The sequence below is a fragment of the Mucilaginibacter lappiensis genome (genome assembly GCF_900155965.1).
Classification (GTDB): domain Bacteria; phylum Bacteroidota; class Bacteroidia; order Sphingobacteriales; family Sphingobacteriaceae; genus Mucilaginibacter; species Mucilaginibacter lappiensis.
Map to the genome: position 1 here is coordinate 51,445 of NZ_FTMG01000020.1, position 16,992 is coordinate 68,436.

Consider the following 16,992-nt stretch of genomic DNA (forward strand, 5'->3'; position numbering starts at 1 on the left):
AATTATTTCTTGTTGTAACGTGTGCGGAATTTATCAATACGACCTGCAGTATCAACCAGTTTCATTTTACCGGTGTAGAAAGGGTGCGAAGTGTGAGAAATTTCTAATTTCACTAATGGATACTCGTTACCGTCTTCCCATTTTACGGATTCACGGGTATCGATGCAAGATTTAGTTATGAAAGAATAGTCGTTTGACATGTCTTTGAATACAACTAATCTATAGTTTGATGGATGCAGATCTTTTTTCATTATATATAAACTTATACCTTCTGTACTTTTTAAAAGAGGCGCAAATATAATTAAAAAATCAAAATTAAAAAGTCAAAAAGCTAAAAGTTTTATTTGATACGAGAATCAGCTAACAAAATTGGAGAACTATCTGTTATTGAGCGCAAAACAATGCTTGATTCAGCATCAGCTAATTTTCTAACATAAGCTAACAAGCAAAGTACCGGTACTTTTGAGCAATACAAAACACACCTGTTTGTTATCGATACCTGGTTTTGATTCGCCTTTTGGCAATACAAATCTTCGCTTTTAGCAGCTTTTCATATATATTCCCCGTTATTTTAATATCATTTACAGCAATACCTATATACTACACTTTGTTCATGTCCAAATATTGTAAATTAATAGTCAGGATTAATATTTTGCCGTTTGTTTTGAATGAATTTAAATAAAAACTTGCGTATCTTTGTTCCTGTTAATATACTTAAGATATGAATATCCCAATTTATTTAGATAATAATGCAACAACTCCGATGGATCCTCGGGTCCTGGAAGCTATGTTACCTTATTTTAACGAAAAATTCGGTAATGCAGCAAGCCGTAACCATGCTTTTGGATGGGTGGCTGAAGAGGGTGTTGATTATGCACGTGAGCAGGTGGCCAAATTAATTGGCGCATCAGACAAGGAGATCATTTTCACATCGGGCGCTACTGAATCAGATAACCTTGCCATTAAAGGTGTATTTGAAATGTATAAAGATAAAGGTAACCACATTATCACTACGGTTACAGAACATAAAGCTGTGCTTGATGCCTGCAAACACGTAGAAAAATTGGGAGGAAAAGTTACTTATCTGCCAGTAAAAGAAGACGGATTGATTGATCTGGCCGAATTAGAAAGCCATATGACACCAGAAACTATCCTGGTATCGATCATGTATGGTAATAACGAGATCGGCGTCATTCAGCCGGTTAAAGAAATTGCTGCTATTGCCCACAAACATGGCGCTTTGTTCATGACAGATGCTACACAGGCTGTTGGTAAAATACCTGTTGACGTAAATGCCGATGGTATTGACCTGCTGGCTTTATCGGCACACAAAATATACGGCCCTAAGGGTGTTGGAGCTTTATACGTACGCCGTAAAGGTCCCCGTGTTAAAGTTACTGCTCAAATGGACGGCGGAGGTCACGAACGCGGTATGCGTTCAGGTACATTAAACGTTCCTGGTATTGTTGGTTTAGGTAAAGCTTGTGAGCTTTGTGGTTTAGAAATGGAAAGCGAGGCAAAACGTCTTTCGGCTTTACGCGATAAATTGCAAAAAGAACTAACTGTATTGGAAGAAAGCTATGTAAACGGTAATGAAGAACATCGCTTACCTCACGTAGCTAACATCTCCTTTAAATATGTAGAAGGCGAAGGCTTAATGATGGCCATGAAAGATCTTGCTGTATCATCAGGATCAGCTTGTACATCGGCTTCACTGGAGCCATCATATGTATTGAAAAGTTTAGGTTTATCAGATGATCTGGCACACTCGTCTATCCGTTTTGGTTTAGGCAGATTTACTACTGAAGAAGAAGTTGATTACGCTATTGAAGTAACCAAAAAAGCGGTTACTCACCTGCGCGAACTATCACCACTTTGGGAAATGTTTAAAGAAGGTATCGACCTTAACTCTATTGAGTGGGCAGAACATTAATTTTTTGATGTCGGATTTTGGAATTTCGATTTCGGATCTAGACAGACATAATATATTAGAATTTAGTAATTAGAGTTTAGAATTTCCCTGACTCAGAACTTATAACTAACAACTTAGAACTAAGAAAATGGCATATTCAGATAAAGTAATCGATCACTATACTAATCCCCGCAACGTGGGCACTTTGGATAAAAGCAGCCACAAGGTTGGTACCGGTTTAGTAGGTGCACCTGAGTGCGGCGACGTAATGCGCCTGCAAATACAGGTTGATGATAACAATGTTATCACCGATGCAAAATTTAAAACTTTCGGATGTGGTTCGGCTATCGCTTCTTCATCATTAGCTACAGAGTGGTTAAAAGGCAAAAGCATTGACGATGCCATGAAGATCGACAACATGGATATCGTTGAAGAATTGGCTTTACCCCCGGTAAAAATTCACTGCTCAGTTTTGGCAGAGGATGCTATTAAGGCAGCTATTAATGATTTCCGCGTAAAAAACGGCTTAGCGCCAATTGAAAGCGAAAAAGTACATCATTAATTTGATGTGAGATATTAGATGTGAGATTTGAGACTTACATCTGATTCTATAATGTATTATCGATTTGAAGTTTTGGATGGGAGTTTATCTCATGTCTCAAATCTCATATCTCAAATCTAAAATAAAATGGTAACAATAACTGAAAAAGCAAAAAGCAAAATAGATCACCTGATGCAGGATGGAGGACTTGATGCCTCTTATTTTCTGCGTGTATCTGTTCAGGGTGGTGGCTGCTCAGGTTTATCTTATAATCTTGATTTTGATAATGAAGAGAAAAAAGGCGACCAGTTTTTTGAAGACCAGGGTATCCGTTTTGCACTTGACATGAAATCATTCCTATACCTTGCCGGTACAGAGCTCGATTTTTCTGACGGTTTGAACGGAAAGGGCTTTGCATTCAATAACCCTAACGCCAGTCGTACCTGCGGTTGCGGCGAAAGCTTCTCTGTATAATTTAATATCCCACAATATAAAAAAGAGGCACCCAATGGGTGCCTCTTTTTTTTGGGTATTTTTAAGTTTTTCATCCTGAGGAACGAAGGATCTATTTGTAAGCCGTGTAAATAGTAGAATAGATTTCTCCCTCCGATCGAGAGATAGTTTTCACTGCATTCAAGAGATAGTTCTTCGCTACGCTCAGAATCCACAACCAGGAGTGCATCAAAACATCGCAGCTGGCTTTATCCCATCCGGGATGGCCTGCCTCACGCTCCAGTGTTCTGCTATTTTCTCCTGTTCAACCCGAAATATTTCATAAAATACAAAAGCCTTATCTGCTCTTTTAAATTCTGATTGAACAACTACAAAATTACCCTCGCCAATAATGCGGTGTATTTTAATTTGGCGACTGTTATCATCACTCCAATAAGCATCCAGGCTTTTACCACTTTCAATTACCGTGGCATCATGTTCTATGTAGTCAGGCTTTACCAGATTAATTACAGGTACTTTTTGGATCACAGCCTTATAAAACCGCTCAACTATCTCTTTACTTTTTATAGCAGAGGCACTTTCATTAATTTCAGCAGTACCATTGGTAGCGGTGATGGCCATACCCGTTTGATCAGGCATCTCCTGTATCACATCCCAGTGTTCGGCAAGCATGCCATCCTTCAATTTAAATAGATCAATAACGGCCATGCGCTTGCCCATAAACGTAATGTCCAGATGCGTAACCACCAAATCGCCTTCTTGTATAGCTCTGATGATCGGTGATTTTGCCCCTACTGGCGGCGGCGGCAAGGTTTTTAAATAATTGATCATTTCGATAATACCAGCCCTCCCCTGTTTAACTGTGGGATTGTGTTGGATATAATCTTCGCAAATAAATTCCGGGATTAGCTCAACCTTGCGCTGGCCAACAATTAATTTATAAAATGAAAGTATTCTTTGTTTATTGGTTATAGTATCCATAATTGTATTTGCTTTGGTACTGGAGCACGCGCAGATATAAATGCAGCAAAAGCTCCATGCTAACAGATGTGTAATTTTCATTACCGATTAAATAAAATAAATATTGTAAAAATTAGTTCGTGCGAAACACTGACGCTAGAAGCTCAGCATTTTTGATAACCTGTTTAGCAGGCCGGATTTTTGGCAATCCTGATTTGATATGTTGTAAAAGTAATTATGAAATAAAGATAGCAATATTTTCTATATAGAGATAAAATGGGAGCCATTCAAATATTAGCAATTCCTTTGCTTAAAGTCGGTTAACATAAATCTTATATTATCATGGCGATTTTATATTTAATTAATTGATTTTCAATTAATTAAATAAATGTAAACCATAAAAAGTGTAAACCATGTAAACCCACTTTTACCTACTCTTCTGCCGGTGCAGCATAAAACCGACCGTCAAAATTAACCAGGAAAAGCTCTGTGGTGGCACGGGTTACGGCGGTATAAAACCAGCGCAGAAAATCCATATTGATCATTTCGTCGGTTACATAGCCCTGATCAACAAACACCGCATCCCACTGCCCGCCTTGCGCCTTGTGGCAGGTTATGGCATAAGCAAACTTGATCTGTAATGCGTTGTAATATGGATTTTGCTTCAATTCATTGTGCATAGCGCGCTTGTTGGCCATACCCTCATAATCCTTCATCACTTCCTCATAAAATCGTTTCTGATCGGCCTGGGATAAAGCCGGCGAATCTGCGTACAGCGTGTCCAGCAATATTTTACAATCCAGCACCGGGTCCTCGGCATAATCAATAAACTCAATTTGCACATCGGCAAACCTGAAACCATACATATCTTCTATCCGGCGTACCTTTCTGATGCGGGCAATATCGCCATTGGCAATAAAATTGGTACTGCTTTCGTCCTGCTCCTGCAGCCAGAAATAATTATTTTTTACCACCATGATCTGGTCTCCGCCAGTAAGCTCTTCTTCGCGGTATAATATCCGGTTCCTGATCTGCCCATTGTACAGGTTGGCATTTTTATTGGAACGACAGATGATCAGGGTACGATCATAACCATATTTCCGGTAAGCGTATTCCAACCCCTCAGAAAGCCGCTCACCTGTCATCCGGAATACATCTTTATACCCTTTGGTGACTACCTTGGGCGTGTTTATGTCCTTCGTTCGGATAATATCACGTATCCTGGTAGCATTGTACAGGATGCCCGAATCTTTCCCCTGCCGAAGTACATCGGTGAGTTCGTAGCTAAATACGGTTAGCCCGAACTTATCTTTCATCAAACCAGCGTCGAGCGCAGGGCTATTTTCAGAGCCTACAGGTGGTAATTGGGCGGTATCACCTACCAATACCAGCTTACAGTTTTTGTCGTTGTACACGTACTTTAATAAGTCGTACAGCAACGATGCCCGGTTCAAGCCACCAGGCTCATCAGATATCATAGATGCCTCGTCTACAATAAACAGCGTATCACTGGCCAGGTTATCGGCTATAGCAAATCCATCATCCAGATTCAAAGCCGATTTTTTTCGGTAGATGCGTTTATGTATGGTAAACGCCTTGCGACCCGAATAATTAGTGATCACTTTAGCGGCACGCCCTGTTGGTGCTAGCAAAACAGCTTTATACTTATACTCCCGCAATGCTTTTACTAAAGCGCCCAATATCGTGGTTTTACCTGTACCAGCGTAACCCTTTAGTATAAAACACTCATCCCCATCGTCGCTTAGCAAAAATTCATGCAGGCGATTAAATAGTTCCAGTTGCTGCCCGGTTGGCTGATGCGGAAAGGCTTTACGTATATGATCAAATTCAGTCACTTTACAAAAATGATGATTAGTAAATTAGTTATCATCATTTTTATAAATTTGACCATGGAATTTGATGAAGATAAAGTAGAAGAAACAGAAGGAGACTACGTTGAAATATACTCCAAACGAGCCATATTCTGGTTTTCTGTATTTAGTTTTATATACGGGGGAATTCTGCTTACTATTAACTTAAGAGCCGCCGGATACAAAAAAGCCGTTCTGCAGGTAGCGGCTTTTATAATATCCTATTATATATTATCGGTTTTAATTGTGGTAGCATTAAATATTAAGGTTGATATGTCGGCCATTAAGATGCTAGGGACAGGAGTTCAGGTCCCTCCCCAAGTACTACGATCCATACTGATACTATCAGCTATATCTATTGTTATAAACATTATAGGTGGTCTCGTTCTTACCCAATACTTTTTTAAAAGATACTTTCCTGATAATGACTATTATCCTAAACCAGTTTTACAACCCATACTAATTTTCATCCTGATATATATTGCATTTCGTTTTATAATTTAATAAACCGGCATGATTCATTTTTACCCCATCAGGAGTAGAGTATCTGCCAAAAAATATTACTTTTGTTAAACTGGCATGAGCGAATACAATTATAACTACCATGATGATAACTTTAGCCTTGATGAGGCCGAACGTTATAATTTATTGATACAGATTGATAAAGCTACATTTTCGTACGCGATCACTGATCAGGATAAATTGCTTGCCTGTGCAGATATGCACCCTCTGGATGAGCTAACCAATCCGCAGGAATTGCTCGATCTTTTATCGGCCAAATACAAACACGTAGTTGTGGGTTTACCGGCTAATGGGTTCACCCTGGTACCGCAAAGTCTGTTTAACCAGGATCATATTACCGATTTTGCCCGTTTCCTGGATTTAAAACCGGGCGAGAAAGTATCTGCCCAACCTTTGGATAGTCACAACACCATCATCTACAAAACCGACAGCGCCATCATCAACGCCGCCGAGGAATTTGGCCTGCGTAACAGTGTATTTTCATCAAAAGGCTGGATAACTGCCATTGCTAAAAATACCCCTGCTGATCACAATTTGTACCTGAATCTAAATGGCTCCCAAGTCGAGATTGTAGCCTTTAAAGATATTCAATTGCGCTTCTATAACCGCTTTGAATTTCAAAACAACGACGAACTCGCTTACTTTATAGCCCTCACAGCTAATGAATTGGGTTTACAACCGACCGATGTACATGTTTACCTAAATGGCGATATTGACACCGGCGATAAAAGTATCAGCCATCTGGCCGACTTTTTTGGCCAGGTACAGCTTAATCAACTGCAGGTAGTACAAGTTCCTGCCGAAATATCCGCTCACCAAATATTGTCACTCGCTGCTTTATCTTTATGCGCATCATCGGAGGCAGTTTAAAGGGGCTGCGACTTAACCCACCCAAAAATCTTCCCGTACGCCCTACTACTGATCTGGCTAAGGAAGCCTTATTCAATATCCTGCAAAATCAAATTGAGTTTGAGGACATCAAGGTGCTCGACCTGTTTAGCGGTACAGGTAATATTTCTATGGAATTTGCCTCCAGAGGCGCCGCACAGGTAATCTCTGTCGACCGCAGCATCCATTGCGTGAATTATTTGAAGGACATTTCCCGTCAGCACAAGCTGGAGCAAATAAAGGCCTATAAAGAGGATGTTTTCAAGTACCTCCAAATGGAAACCGAGCAGTACGACCTTATTTTTGCCGATCCTCCCTATGACCTCAACAAGATACCCGAAATATCAAAAATAGTTTTTGAGCGCAATATACTGGCACCCGATGGACTGCTGATTGTGGAGCACCAATCCATGCAAAACCTCAACAATCATCCAACTTTTGTGGAGCAGCGAAAATATGGGCATTCCTCGTTTTCTTTTTTCAGGCATGCTGCGGAGTAAGTCTGCCAAAAACTTTTTAAACCTTAAATTTTAACACTTTTCTGCCCAAAAACGGCGTAAAAACTTCTTAAAATCTATCCCAAACCATCGATTTTAACACTTTTTAACAAATTCTAACGCAGTTTTGAGCAGTTTTTAAAACTTTAAAAAGTATTAATTTATTGATTATCAAATAACTAAATCCAAAAAAGCCGATTTTTGGCTTGGTTTTGTCCTTAACCAAACAGCCCGGTTCTCTGTTAAAAAGAGAACCGGGCTGCTGTTAATATAAATGTACGAAAAATTTCTGGGAGTATCAAATCTTCCGCCTCTCAGTATTTAGATTAACCGATGATGACTCCCCCTCGTTGGCCAAATACAAATAGTCGCAAAATACCCTCATATTGCCGCTATTGGCCCTCATGAGCAAATCTCTTTCGTGTTAACTTTGTTTAACCATTAACCTAATAAAAACAAAGATGAATAGTATCAACAAAACCATAGCAGGAATAGAACTCGCCCAAATTGGCTGGGTAGTTCCAGACATTCACGCTGCCGTAAAATTTCTTGCAAACACCTTGGGTGTCGCTGGTTTCCCAGAACCGGAATATTTCCGGGCACAGGATCTGGGCATGACCTATTATGGCCAGATTGTGGCTGGTGATTGGCTAACCACCCAAACCTATAACGGAGGCACCTTTATCGAACTTGTCCAGCCAATTTCCGGCCAAAGCATGTTTCATGACTACCTCGCCAAGTATCCTGCAGGTGGTGTACAGCACAATGCTTTCCGTTTGCCGGTTAGCGATTTCGAGCGGATTACCAATACCCTGCGTGAACAAGGGTATGCGGTCATCAGCGAGGTTGACCACCCAATTGCACGGATGGCTTTCTTTGACACTTATCAAACATTAGGCGTCGCGACCGAGATTATGGGTATTACCCCGGAAGGATGGATCGCCATTAAGCAAATGGAAAAGGCCCGGTGAAATGCCCGTTGATTACGATTTGCATTAAAGTGAGAGATCTATCCCACCTGTAAAATAGTCAGCGCGGTATCTTTAAAGCACGCCAATTTTTGATCATCGGCATTGGTGATAATAGCTTCAATTTGATCAATATAGGCAAATTTCAGGTAGGTCTCCTTCCCTACTTTGCTATCATCGCATAGCACATAGGTGTAGGCGCTTTGGTTGATATACATCGAGGTAATTTCGGCCTCCAGTTCGCTGTTGGCAAATAAACCACGGGCCGATACACCATCAACGCCCAAAAAAGCCTTGCCAGCATGATACCTGGCTATGTGCTCATTAGCTATTTTACCATGGGTGGCCTGCCGTTCGTTATTAAACTCGCCGCCAATAATATTGATGGATACCGAACAATTCTGTAATTCATAAATCACCGGCAGCGAATTGGTGATCACCTTGATCTTTTTATTCTTGATAAATTGGCATAGCCTGAAAACCGTGCTGCCGCAATCCATAAAAATAATATCACCATCGTTAATATGCTCGGCTGCCTTACGGCAAATATGATCCTTTACATCAGCGTTTTGAGCAGCCTTATTGGCAAAATCTTTGGGTTTGGCTAAAGGATCAACTTTCATGGCGCCGCCATGGGTGCGATAAAGCAAACCATCGTTAGCCAATTGGTTCAGATCGCGCCGGGCTGTGATCTCCGAAATATCCAATTCGGCAGCCAGCTTTTTGATGTCAACTTCGCCTGTACGGTCCAGTTGCTCCAATATTTTTTGCTTTCTTTTTTGAAAGTTCATTTAAATAGTTTTAATTTGATCAAAATTAATCAAAAACGATCAATTTAAATCAATTTATACATGAATGATATAAAAATTTTAAAAACAGAGGTACTATCAGACAACTGGTACATCCTCCGGAAAATAATTTTTGAAGCTACAAAAAAAGATGGCACCGTACTAAAACTTACCCGCGAAGCTTACGACCGGGGTAACGGTGCCACCATACTTTTATACAACAGGGATACTAAAACGGTAATACTCACCAAACAATTTCGCGTGGCCACGTACATCAACGGTAACGACAGTGGGATGTTGATTGAATGCTGCGCCGGTTTACTAGATCAAAACAATGCCGAAGATTGCATCAAACGGGAAACTGAAGAGGAAACAGGTTACCAGATTACCAATGTACAAAAGGTATTTGAAGCCTATATGTCGCCAGGCTCGGTAACGGAGATTCTGTATTTTTTTGTGGCGGAGTACACCAAAGACATGAAGATAAGCGATGGTGGTGGCCTGGAAGAAGAACACGAAAACATTGAAGTACTGGAACTGCCATTTGCCACCGCCCTGCAAATGGTACAAACCGGCGAAATAAAAGACGGTAAAACTATGATGCTTTTACAATATGCACAACTTAATCAGTTAATATGATGACCAATACACCTTTAGTAATTTTAATAGCAGGCCCGTATCGCTCGGGCACCAACGACGATCCAGCCTTGATGGCTCAAAACTTAAAAAAACTGGAAGAAATGGCGCTGCCCATATTCAGGGCCGGGCATATCCCGGTAATTGGCGAATGGTTTGCCCTGCCCCTGCTGGAGCAAGCCGGTTCAACACGTCCCGGTGATGCTGCTTACGAAGAGATTCTGTATCCCGTGGCCCAGCGACTGCTCACCAAATGCGATGCTGTTTTAAGAATCCCCGGCGCATCCAAAGGAGCCGATGAAGATGTAAGGATAGCCAAAGAACGGGGCTTAAAGGTTTATTACCAGTTGGAGGATATTATTGCCCAGTAAAGGTTAACCTTTTGTCATGCTGAACGGAGTGAAGTATCTGTTTTGCGATAGGCATATTGAAGAGGATCCTTCGCTTCGCTCAGGATGACAACTCGTTTTGGTATTTCAATTACTATCACATCCTTATATCATTTCTGTATCATCCTTTGCTTTTTAATAGGAGTTGTTGTAAAATTCGCTTAGTATTACCATTAGTTATTATCACGCAACAACCTTTAAAAAACATGAACACTTTACCAGAAATTGCCAATCGTTTAGCTTCATTATGTAATGAGCTTAAATTTGTGGAGGCTTATACCGAATTATATGCAGATAACGCCGTAAGTATCGATCCTCAAAATAAAAATGAGCCGATAATTGGTCTTCATAACCTGATTGAGCGTGAAAAACAATTTCTGGCCAATGTAGAAATCATTGATATTAAAGTATCCGAAGCGATTTTTGCCGGGAGTTACTTCAGCCTGATTTTCTCCATGCATTTTACAATTAAGGGACAGGGCGAAAAACTGGTTGAAGAGGTTTGCATTTATAAAGTTGAAAACGGAAAGATTATCAGTCAACAGTTTTTTATAGGTTAATGAGCTCAAAACCCTTTGTCATGCTGAGGTACGAAGCATCTGTTATTGAACTTTCCGAAGGGCACAACAGATCCTTCGCTCCGCTCAGGATGACAAGTGGGTTTAATTTTTTCATCTCATTCTTATTATTTTAATTCAGAAATTTTAAAATTTCACTCAGTAATGCATCAGGGTTTTCTTCGGCAACCCAATGAGCTGTCTGGAGTATTCGTACAGCAACAACGTTATCTGCCACTTCACGCATCATATCTCCCATCATTGTACCGCTTGTACTAATCTCTCCCCCAATAGCTAAAACAGGTATGGAAAGCTTTCCATTTTTTTGAAGGCTTTCCCTGTTATCATTGATATCCTGATCAAAGGCACGATACACTTCTAATCCGGCGCGGATAGCGCCAGGAGCAGAATAAGCACTTGTGAATATATCCATATCTGCCTTACTTATGGCACCAACATTAAATATCCGGTAGTTAAAAAATGCCTGAAGATATTCCCGCTCACGTCCGGCGATCAGGAATTCTGGTAAATCACGCACCCCATGAAATGCAAAATGCCAAACCCTATGATCCGAGCGTATTTTATCAAAAGCTAAGGTGCCAGGTAAGGGAGCATCTATAACAATCAGGCGGGATACATCTTCCCGGTATTCCTGTGCATAAGCGTAAGCAACCATAAGGCCAATGTCATGTCCGGCCATAATAACGGGCTCTTCTATTTTTAGGTGCTCCTTTAAAACTTTGTAAATATCACCCGCCATGGTACGTTTATCATAGCCAGTTGCCGGGCGCCAGGAGTCGCCGGCTCCACGGTAATCTATAGCGATTACCCGAAATCCCGCCTCCGCCAATTCAGGAATGATGAATCGCCACTCCCACCAGGTTTGCGGAAAACCATGTAATAATACAATTGTCTGCTCACCACTCCCAGCCTCCACATAATGGATGCGCAAAGAATTGTCGATCACAGCCATACCATGTTTCAATTCTGTAGTATTTAAACTTTCTTTTTCAGTCATGTTTAATATCGTTTAATCATGTTAAAGTAGCCCTTGGACATTGATAAAGCATTCATTTTTTATCATCTGTTTATTTTTACAGTAAAGGTCAGGCTAGAATTGATTATTTTAGCTTTCGTTTCCAAGGAATAAATCCAGGTAACTTTCGAATCGATGTTTTTCAATTTTTTAGTATGAAGACAGATGAACTCCACCATGCAATACTAAACGAATTGCAACTCGACGCAAGGATAAGCAATGCGGAGATCGGCAGGAAGGTTGGCCTTACGGCACCCGCCGTAGCAGAGCGGATAAAACGTATGCAGGAGGACGGGATAATAAAAGGATTCACTGCAACCATAGACTTCATGCGATTAGGTTATCAGCAAAAAGCAGTGATAGCTGTGCAGCTGCCGCATGCAAATATTACTCCTTTTCTTAATGAAGCTAAAACTATGAAAGGTATTACCAATATTGTCCACACTACCGGGGAATACTGCTTTTTTGTGAGTTTAATAGTTAAATCATCAAGCGAGCTGAACTTGAAACTGGATCAGTTTGCAAAATTTGGAAAAACCACTACTTTTTCGGTTTTGTCAAGTCCAGTTGAGTCTAAGGCTATTGACCTGACATGAAAGGGAGGAGATTGCCACGCTTCGCTTACAGTGACGTAGAAAAGGAGGGCGGCAGCCTTTTCCTTTTTGGTTCTTGGCTATTGAATCTTAATTCTTGATTCCTGGCTCTAAAAAACCTACTTTTGGTGAAAGCAATAACATCAGCCTAAAATGAAAATCGCTCTTTTCCCTGGTTCTTTTGATCCGGTTACCAAAGCCCACGTTGATATTGTAAAACGCTCGGTGGGTTTATTTGACAAGGTGTATATTGGCATAGGCGCCAACAGCAGTAAACAGGGTCTGCTCAGTATTGAAACCCGCGAGCAGATGCTCCGGGCAGTTTTTAAACATGATGACCGAATACATATTGTGGCCTACGAAGGTTTAACCGTAAATTTCTGCAAAAGCATTGGCGCTACCTATATGATCAGGGGTATACGCACCGTATCCGACTTTGAATATGAAAAAGCCATAGCCCAGATGAACCACGCCCTGGTACCCGATATTGAAAGTATTTTTATTGTAAGCAAACCCGGATATTCGTCCATCAGTTCAACCATCGTACGTGAAATTATGCGTCATCATGGTGATGTGGCACAGTTTATCCCCGCAGAGGCATTAGCTTATTTGTAACCAGCTTTTCTTTATGTAATACATCCATGATGGATGGGAAGGTATTTTCCACAATAGGTTCAATGTGCTCTTTTTTAAACCAGCGCACATCGGTAATACCTTCTTCTTTTTGTGGCTTTAGTTTGTCTTTCCCTTTACTGTCCATGGCAAACCAGTGTGTTTTTTTAAGCACCACCTCGCCCCTGCTAATGTAAACATGGTAGGTTTTACATATCTTCTCGTTCAGCTTGCTCACTTTTATACCGCACTCCTCTTCTACCTCGCGCACGGCGGCTTCTTTAACCTTCTCATCCTTCTCAATTTTACCTTTGGGCAGGTCCCATTTATCGTTGCGGTAAATAAACAGGTAATCGCCGGCTGTATTCATCACCAGGCCACCTGCGGCCTCAATCAAGGTTATATTTTTGATAACCGATTTTAAGAAAAGTTTGGCATTGGTGCAGGGCACATAGAACAACTTTTTAGGGTTTGCCAGTATCCAGGTGTAAATTATTCTCAGATCAAATGTCTCAACATCAAGCCTTTCATAACTTTCTACATGTGATGGTTCCGATTCAGTTAACAGGATAACCTTTTCGTTGATATAAATTCTGTATTTTTGAGCCATGTTTAATAATAATGAGATCGAGCAGCAAGTTGCTGAATTCCTGCTGCAAATTAAAGCAATTAAATTACAACCTAACAATCCTTTTACATGGGCGTCGGGATGGAAATCGCCAATTTATTGTGATAACCGCGTAACGCTTTCTCATCCGTCTATCCGTACTTATATCCGTCAGCAATTAACCGTTGCTATCCAGGAAAAATTTGGCAGCGTAGGTTGCATAGCCGGTGTAGCAACTGCCGGCATACCACAAGGAGCCCTTGTAGCCCAGGAATTGGGTTTACCTTTTATTTACGTGCGCTCAAAACCAAAAGAGCACGGAACCGGCAGCCTGATTGAAGGCGATACCTCCACCACTACAGGTAAACGTGTGGTAGTTATTGAGGATTTGATATCAACCGGCAAAAGCAGTTTACAAGCTGTCGAAGCTTTACGCGCCGCCGGTTTCGAAGTAGCAGGTCTTGCAGCCATATTCAGCTATGGTTTTGACGTAGCCACCGAGAATTTTAAACAAGCCAGCTGTCCTTTCGTTACCTTATCAAACTATAACGCCTTGATAAAGTATGCCGAAGAGCATCAATACATTGCCGATAAAGACGTGGCTATTTTAAAACAATGGCGTGAAAACCCGGCCGCCTGGGGACAAATAGCTTCTAGCTAGTTTGGGATCGGGTTACGTGTAGCGGGGTTTGGCAATTTTTCAAACCTAAATACACACACGAACCTTATCACACGTCACCCGCAACACATTTAATATAATACTAAACAATGAGCACTTTCACCAGCAGTACCAGCATTAACAGACCCATCCATGAGGTTTATGCTTTTTTGGCCGATTTTAACAATCACCAGAAACTGATGCCTGACAATATACAGGAATGGATTTCAACCGCCGACGAGGCTCATTTCAGCATCCAGAATATGGCCAAGCTTTCCTTAAAGATAGAAAGCCGGATGCCTGATCAGGAAATTATTATCGTACCGGCAGCTAAGCCGCCCTTTGATCTGAAATTAAAATGGTCGTTATCTTTTGATAACGACCATACTGATATTCTTTTTACTATTGATGCAGATTTGAATATGATGATGAAGATGCTTGCCTCAGCTCCGCTTCAAAAACTGGCGGATCATGAAACAAATAGTTTAACCGAAATATTGAGTTAAACGCATTAACTGCCTATCAATATACTTTTCTTTTTTGCGTGTTGTTAATGGCTATTATGATATTGATAATAACCAATGTGATGATTAATGCTCCCATGACTGGTAATATTTAATAATGTATAAATCTGTTGGGTCAAAGGCTGTTCCATTTTCTGTAATTGGTTAACTTATAATAATATAACGCTCAAATGAGCTGTTAGTTTTAAAGTTACCCATAATACGGGCAAATATGTACACAGCAATGTCAATTAAATGTGACGATATATGCACTTAAATCCACAAAACTCCCCATTTAATATCGATCCAAATACCAAAAAAATGAACTATTTACCGTATTTTTGCGCCAAATTACAGGTGCAGCATGATTACGGTATCCAATCTATCATTACGTTACGGAAAGCGGACTTTATTTGAAGACGTTAACCTTAAATTTTCACAAGGCAATTGTTATGGCATTATAGGTGCCAATGGTGCCGGAAAATCGACATTCTTAAAAATTCTTTCGGGCGATATCGACCCGACAAGCGGTTCTGTGAGCTTTACCCCGGGCGAACGTATGGCGGTTTTAAGTCAGAATCACTATGCCTTTGACGAGTTTTCGGTTATCGAGACTGTGATGATGGGCTACAAAGAGATGTATGCCGTAATGAAGGAAAAAGACGCCATTTACCTGAAAGAAGATTTTACCGATGCTGATGGCGAACGTGCCGGTGAGCTCGAAAACCTGTTTGCCGAAATGGATGGCTGGAATGCCGAAAGTAATGCCGCTACCCTACTAAGTAACCTGGGTATTAAAGAAGAGTTTCATTATAACCTGGTAAAAGACCTGGATAATACCCAAAAGGTACGCGTATTATTAGCACAAGCCCTTTTTGGCAAACCCGATATTTTACTGCTGGATGAGCCTACCAATGACCTGGACATCCATACCGTAAGCTGGCTCGAAGATTTCCTAGCATCGTACGAAGCTATCGTTTTGGTAGTATCGCACGACAGGCACTTTCTGGATACGGTTTGTACCCATGTGGTGGATATCGACTTCTCCAAAATGACCATTTATACCGGTAACTACACGTTCTGGTATGAATCAAGTCAGCTTGCCCTGAAACAACGCTCTGATCAGAATAAAAAGACCGAAGACCGTGTTAAGGAATTGCAGGAGTTTATCCGTCGTTTTAGTGCCAACGCCTCTAAATCAAAACAAGCCACCAGTCGTAAAAAAGCACTGGATAAAATCAATATCGACGAGATACAGCCATCAAACCGCAAATACCCTGGAATTATATTTAATAACCTGGGCCGTGAAGCGGGCGACCAGATATTACAGATTGAAAATTTAAGCAAAACCCTTAACGGTGAGCTTTTATTTAACAATATCAGCCTTACGGTAAACAAAGGCGATAAAATTGCTATAATATCACAAAATAGTTTGGCAACTACTGCCCTGTACAATATTCTAACCGGCAGGGATACCGACTTTAAAGGCACCTTTAAATGGGGAGTGACCATTAACCCGGCCGACATCCCTATTGATAACGCCGAATATTTTAAAGGTAAGAATGATAACCTGATTGACTGGCTGCGTGAATACTCACCGGGCGAAAAGGATGATCAGTTTATCCGCGGATTTTTGGGCCGTATGCTATTTTCGGGCGAAGAGGTATTGAAAAAAAGCAATGTATTGTCTGGTGGCGAAAAAATGCGCTGCATGTTTAGCCGTATGATGCTGCAACAAGCCAACTTGCTCATGTTTGATGAACCAACCAACCACCTTGACCTGGAATCGATCACGGCACTTAATAATGGCATGAAAGACTTCAGAGGCACTATCCTGTTTACCTCACGAGATCATGAACTGGTTGAAACCGTAGCCAACCGCGTATTTGAACTTACACCGGGTGGCTATATAGATAAGCTGATGACCTACGACGAATACATTAACAGCGATGTTGTAGAAAAACAACGAACTGACTTATACGCTTTAGTGTAAAAAGCCTG

22 protein-coding genes are annotated in these 16,992 nt (G+C 40.9%); 15 read left to right on the forward strand and 7 right to left on the reverse strand.

Annotation, left to right across the window (positions count from 1 at the left end; all coding sequences use genetic code 11):
• Window positions 1-2: 2 nt before the first annotated feature.
• Window positions 3-251 (reverse strand): type B 50S ribosomal protein L31, encoded by a 249-nt coding sequence (locus tag BW976_RS26215; protein WP_076378181.1) that lies wholly within the window; start codon window positions 249-251, stop codon window positions 3-5.
• Between the two features lie 470 nt (window positions 252-721).
• Between BW976_RS26215 and BW976_RS26220 the strand changes: the two genes are divergently transcribed.
• From BW976_RS26220 to BW976_RS26230, 3 genes are all read left to right on the forward strand, one after another.
• A complete protein-coding gene (locus BW976_RS26220; RefSeq protein ID WP_076378183.1) occupies window positions 722-1,933 on the forward strand; it encodes an IscS subfamily cysteine desulfurase in 1,212 nt (403 codons plus the stop codon).
• Between the two features lie 127 nt (window positions 1,934-2,060).
• On the forward strand, window positions 2,061-2,474 hold the full coding sequence (gene iscU / locus BW976_RS26225) for a Fe-S cluster assembly scaffold IscU (protein WP_076378185.1): 414 nt from the start codon (window positions 2,061-2,063) through the stop codon (window positions 2,472-2,474).
• Window positions 2,475-2,600: 126 nt separating this feature from the next.
• Window positions 2,601-2,927 carry a HesB/IscA family protein gene (locus BW976_RS26230; protein ID WP_076378187.1) on the forward strand — a complete coding sequence of 109 codons (327 nt, stop codon included), beginning with the start codon at window positions 2,601-2,603 and terminating at the stop codon, window positions 2,925-2,927.
• Window positions 2,928-3,134: 207 nt separating this feature from the next.
• Here the strand turns inward: BW976_RS26230 and BW976_RS26235 are convergent, their stop codons facing one another.
• Window positions 3,135-3,887, reverse strand: coding sequence for a nuclear transport factor 2 family protein (locus BW976_RS26235; RefSeq protein WP_175614185.1), 753 nt, complete (start codon window positions 3,885-3,887; stop codon window positions 3,135-3,137).
• 410 nt (window positions 3,888-4,297) lie between these two features.
• Window positions 4,298-5,722, reverse strand: coding sequence for an ATP-dependent DNA helicase (locus BW976_RS26240; protein WP_076378191.1), 1,425 nt, complete (start codon window positions 5,720-5,722; stop codon window positions 4,298-4,300).
• Window positions 5,723-5,776: 54 nt separating this feature from the next.
• Here BW976_RS26240 and BW976_RS26245 point away from each other — a divergent pair, with 54 nt between their 5' ends.
• From BW976_RS26245 to BW976_RS26260, 4 genes are all read left to right on the forward strand, one after another.
• The gene (locus BW976_RS26245) at window positions 5,777-6,241 is read left to right on the forward strand and encodes a hypothetical protein (RefSeq protein WP_139332432.1); all 465 of its coding nucleotides are present in this window, start codon (window positions 5,777-5,779) and stop codon (window positions 6,239-6,241) included.
• Window positions 6,242-6,316: 75 nt separating this feature from the next.
• On the forward strand, window positions 6,317-7,129 hold the full coding sequence (locus BW976_RS26250; RefSeq protein WP_076378195.1) for a DUF3822 family protein: 813 nt from the start codon (window positions 6,317-6,319) through the stop codon (window positions 7,127-7,129).
• Entirely contained in the window at window positions 7,105-7,647 is a 543-nt protein-coding gene (rsmD, locus tag BW976_RS26255; protein ID WP_076378197.1) for a 16S rRNA (guanine(966)-N(2))-methyltransferase RsmD, read from the forward strand. The genes BW976_RS26250 and rsmD overlap by 25 nt, the downstream gene beginning before the upstream one ends.
• 458 nt (window positions 7,648-8,105) lie before the next feature.
• Window positions 8,106-8,615, forward strand: a complete 510-nt coding sequence (locus BW976_RS26260; protein WP_084192361.1) for a VOC family protein — start codon at window positions 8,106-8,108, stop codon at window positions 8,613-8,615.
• A gap of 38 nt (window positions 8,616-8,653) precedes the next feature.
• Here BW976_RS26260 and BW976_RS26265 read toward each other — a convergent pair whose 3' ends face one another.
• A complete protein-coding gene (locus BW976_RS26265; protein ID WP_076378201.1) occupies window positions 8,654-9,403 on the reverse strand; it encodes a DeoR/GlpR family DNA-binding transcription regulator in 750 nt (249 codons plus the stop codon).
• Window positions 9,404-9,463: 60 nt separating this feature from the next.
• On the opposite strand from BW976_RS26265, the gene nudK reads away from it, so the two are divergent.
• The 3 genes from nudK to BW976_RS26280 all read left to right on the forward strand — a co-directional run bounded on the left by nudK (window position 9,464) and on the right by BW976_RS26280 (window position 10,985).
• Window positions 9,464-10,039: a GDP-mannose pyrophosphatase NudK gene (nudK, locus tag BW976_RS26270; protein WP_076378203.1), complete on the forward strand. Its 576-nt coding sequence runs from the start codon at window positions 9,464-9,466 to the stop codon at window positions 10,037-10,039.
• Window positions 10,036-10,407: a DUF4406 domain-containing protein gene (locus tag BW976_RS26275; RefSeq protein ID WP_245834789.1), complete on the forward strand. Its 372-nt coding sequence runs from the start codon at window positions 10,036-10,038 to the stop codon at window positions 10,405-10,407. Before nudK ends, BW976_RS26275 begins: the two co-directional genes overlap by 4 nt.
• A gap of 224 nt (window positions 10,408-10,631) precedes the next feature.
• Complete coding sequence (locus BW976_RS26280) at window positions 10,632-10,985, forward strand: nuclear transport factor 2 family protein (protein ID WP_076378207.1); 354 nt, start codon at window positions 10,632-10,634, stop codon at window positions 10,983-10,985.
• Here BW976_RS26280 and BW976_RS29925 read toward each other — a convergent pair.
• On the reverse strand, window positions 10,975-11,100 hold the full coding sequence (locus BW976_RS29925; protein ID WP_260180818.1) for a hypothetical protein: 126 nt from the start codon (window positions 11,098-11,100) through the stop codon (window positions 10,975-10,977). The genes BW976_RS26280 and BW976_RS29925 overlap by 11 nt on opposite strands.
• A 15-nt stretch (window positions 11,101-11,115) precedes the next feature.
• Window positions 11,116-12,000: an alpha/beta fold hydrolase gene (locus BW976_RS26285; protein WP_076378209.1), complete on the reverse strand. Its 885-nt coding sequence runs from the start codon at window positions 11,998-12,000 to the stop codon at window positions 11,116-11,118.
• Between the two features lie 173 nt (window positions 12,001-12,173).
• Between BW976_RS26285 and BW976_RS26290 the strand changes: the two genes are divergently transcribed.
• Together BW976_RS26290 and coaD are read left to right on the forward strand one after the other, a co-directional pair.
• A complete protein-coding gene (locus BW976_RS26290; protein WP_076378211.1) occupies window positions 12,174-12,614 on the forward strand; it encodes an Lrp/AsnC family transcriptional regulator in 441 nt (146 codons plus the stop codon).
• 150 nt (window positions 12,615-12,764) lie between these two features.
• A complete protein-coding gene (gene coaD / locus BW976_RS26295) occupies window positions 12,765-13,226 on the forward strand; it encodes a pantetheine-phosphate adenylyltransferase (RefSeq protein ID WP_076378213.1) in 462 nt (153 codons plus the stop codon).
• On the opposite strand, the gene BW976_RS26300 is transcribed toward coaD, so the two are convergent.
• Window positions 13,195-13,833 (reverse strand): NUDIX hydrolase, encoded by a 639-nt coding sequence (locus BW976_RS26300; RefSeq protein WP_076378215.1) that lies wholly within the window; start codon window positions 13,831-13,833, stop codon window positions 13,195-13,197. The genes coaD and BW976_RS26300 overlap by 32 nt on opposite strands.
• On the opposite strand from BW976_RS26300, the gene pyrE reads away from it, so the two are divergent.
• The 3 genes from pyrE (at window position 13,832) to BW976_RS26315 (ending at window position 16,984) form a co-directional block, all read left to right on the forward strand.
• Window positions 13,832-14,491: an orotate phosphoribosyltransferase gene (pyrE, locus tag BW976_RS26305; protein ID WP_076378217.1), complete on the forward strand. Its 660-nt coding sequence runs from the start codon at window positions 13,832-13,834 to the stop codon at window positions 14,489-14,491. The genes BW976_RS26300 and pyrE overlap by 2 nt on opposite strands.
• 107 nt (window positions 14,492-14,598) lie before the next feature.
• Complete coding sequence (locus BW976_RS26310; protein WP_076378219.1) at window positions 14,599-14,994, forward strand: SRPBCC family protein; 396 nt, start codon at window positions 14,599-14,601, stop codon at window positions 14,992-14,994.
• A gap of 361 nt (window positions 14,995-15,355) precedes the next feature.
• Window positions 15,356-16,984: an ABC-F family ATP-binding cassette domain-containing protein gene (locus tag BW976_RS26315; RefSeq protein ID WP_076378221.1), complete on the forward strand. Its 1,629-nt coding sequence runs from the start codon at window positions 15,356-15,358 to the stop codon at window positions 16,982-16,984.
• The last annotated feature ends 8 nt before the right edge of the window (window positions 16,985-16,992 follow it).

Bases quoted from the DNA above. Each gene is read 5' to 3' on its own strand.
- BW976_RS26250 (WP_076378195.1), top strand. From the start codon at position 6,317: ATGAGCGAATACAATTATAACTACCATGATGATAACTTTAGCCTTGAT.
- BW976_RS26235 (WP_175614185.1), bottom strand. From the start codon at position 3,887: ATGGATACTATAACCAATAAACAAAGAATACTTTCATTTTATAAATTA.
- BW976_RS26315 (WP_076378221.1), top strand. From the start codon at position 15,356: ATGATTACGGTATCCAATCTATCATTACGTTACGGAAAGCGGACTTTA.
- BW976_RS26245 (WP_139332432.1), top strand. From the start codon at position 5,777: ATGGAATTTGATGAAGATAAAGTAGAAGAAACAGAAGGAGACTACGTT.
- BW976_RS29925 (WP_260180818.1), bottom strand. From the start codon at position 11,100: ATGAAAAAATTAAACCCACTTGTCATCCTGAGCGGAGCGAAGGATCTG.
- BW976_RS26285 (WP_076378209.1), bottom strand. From the start codon at position 12,000: ATGACTGAAAAAGAAAGTTTAAATACTACAGAATTGAAACATGGTATG.
- BW976_RS26220 (WP_076378183.1), top strand. From the start codon at position 722: ATGAATATCCCAATTTATTTAGATAATAATGCAACAACTCCGATGGAT.
- BW976_RS26265 (WP_076378201.1), bottom strand. From the start codon at position 9,403: ATGAACTTTCAAAAAAGAAAGCAAAAAATATTGGAGCAACTGGACCGT.
- pyrE (WP_076378217.1), top strand. From the start codon at position 13,832: ATGTTTAATAATAATGAGATCGAGCAGCAAGTTGCTGAATTCCTGCTG.
- rsmD (WP_076378197.1), top strand. From the start codon at position 7,105: ATGCGCATCATCGGAGGCAGTTTAAAGGGGCTGCGACTTAACCCACCC.
- coaD (WP_076378213.1), top strand. From the start codon at position 12,765: ATGAAAATCGCTCTTTTCCCTGGTTCTTTTGATCCGGTTACCAAAGCC.
- BW976_RS26260 (WP_084192361.1), top strand. From the start codon at position 8,106: ATGAATAGTATCAACAAAACCATAGCAGGAATAGAACTCGCCCAAATT.
- BW976_RS26275 (WP_245834789.1), top strand. From the start codon at position 10,036: ATGATGACCAATACACCTTTAGTAATTTTAATAGCAGGCCCGTATCGC.
- BW976_RS26280 (WP_076378207.1), top strand. From the start codon at position 10,632: ATGAACACTTTACCAGAAATTGCCAATCGTTTAGCTTCATTATGTAAT.
- BW976_RS26310 (WP_076378219.1), top strand. From the start codon at position 14,599: ATGAGCACTTTCACCAGCAGTACCAGCATTAACAGACCCATCCATGAG.
- BW976_RS26230 (WP_076378187.1), top strand. From the start codon at position 2,601: ATGGTAACAATAACTGAAAAAGCAAAAAGCAAAATAGATCACCTGATG.
- nudK (WP_076378203.1), top strand. From the start codon at position 9,464: ATGAATGATATAAAAATTTTAAAAACAGAGGTACTATCAGACAACTGG.
- BW976_RS26300 (WP_076378215.1), bottom strand. From the start codon at position 13,833: ATGGCTCAAAAATACAGAATTTATATCAACGAAAAGGTTATCCTGTTA.
- BW976_RS26215 (WP_076378181.1), bottom strand. From the start codon at position 251: ATGAAAAAAGATCTGCATCCATCAAACTATAGATTAGTTGTATTCAAA.
- BW976_RS26290 (WP_076378211.1), top strand. From the start codon at position 12,174: ATGAAGACAGATGAACTCCACCATGCAATACTAAACGAATTGCAACTC.
- iscU (WP_076378185.1), top strand. From the start codon at position 2,061: ATGGCATATTCAGATAAAGTAATCGATCACTATACTAATCCCCGCAAC.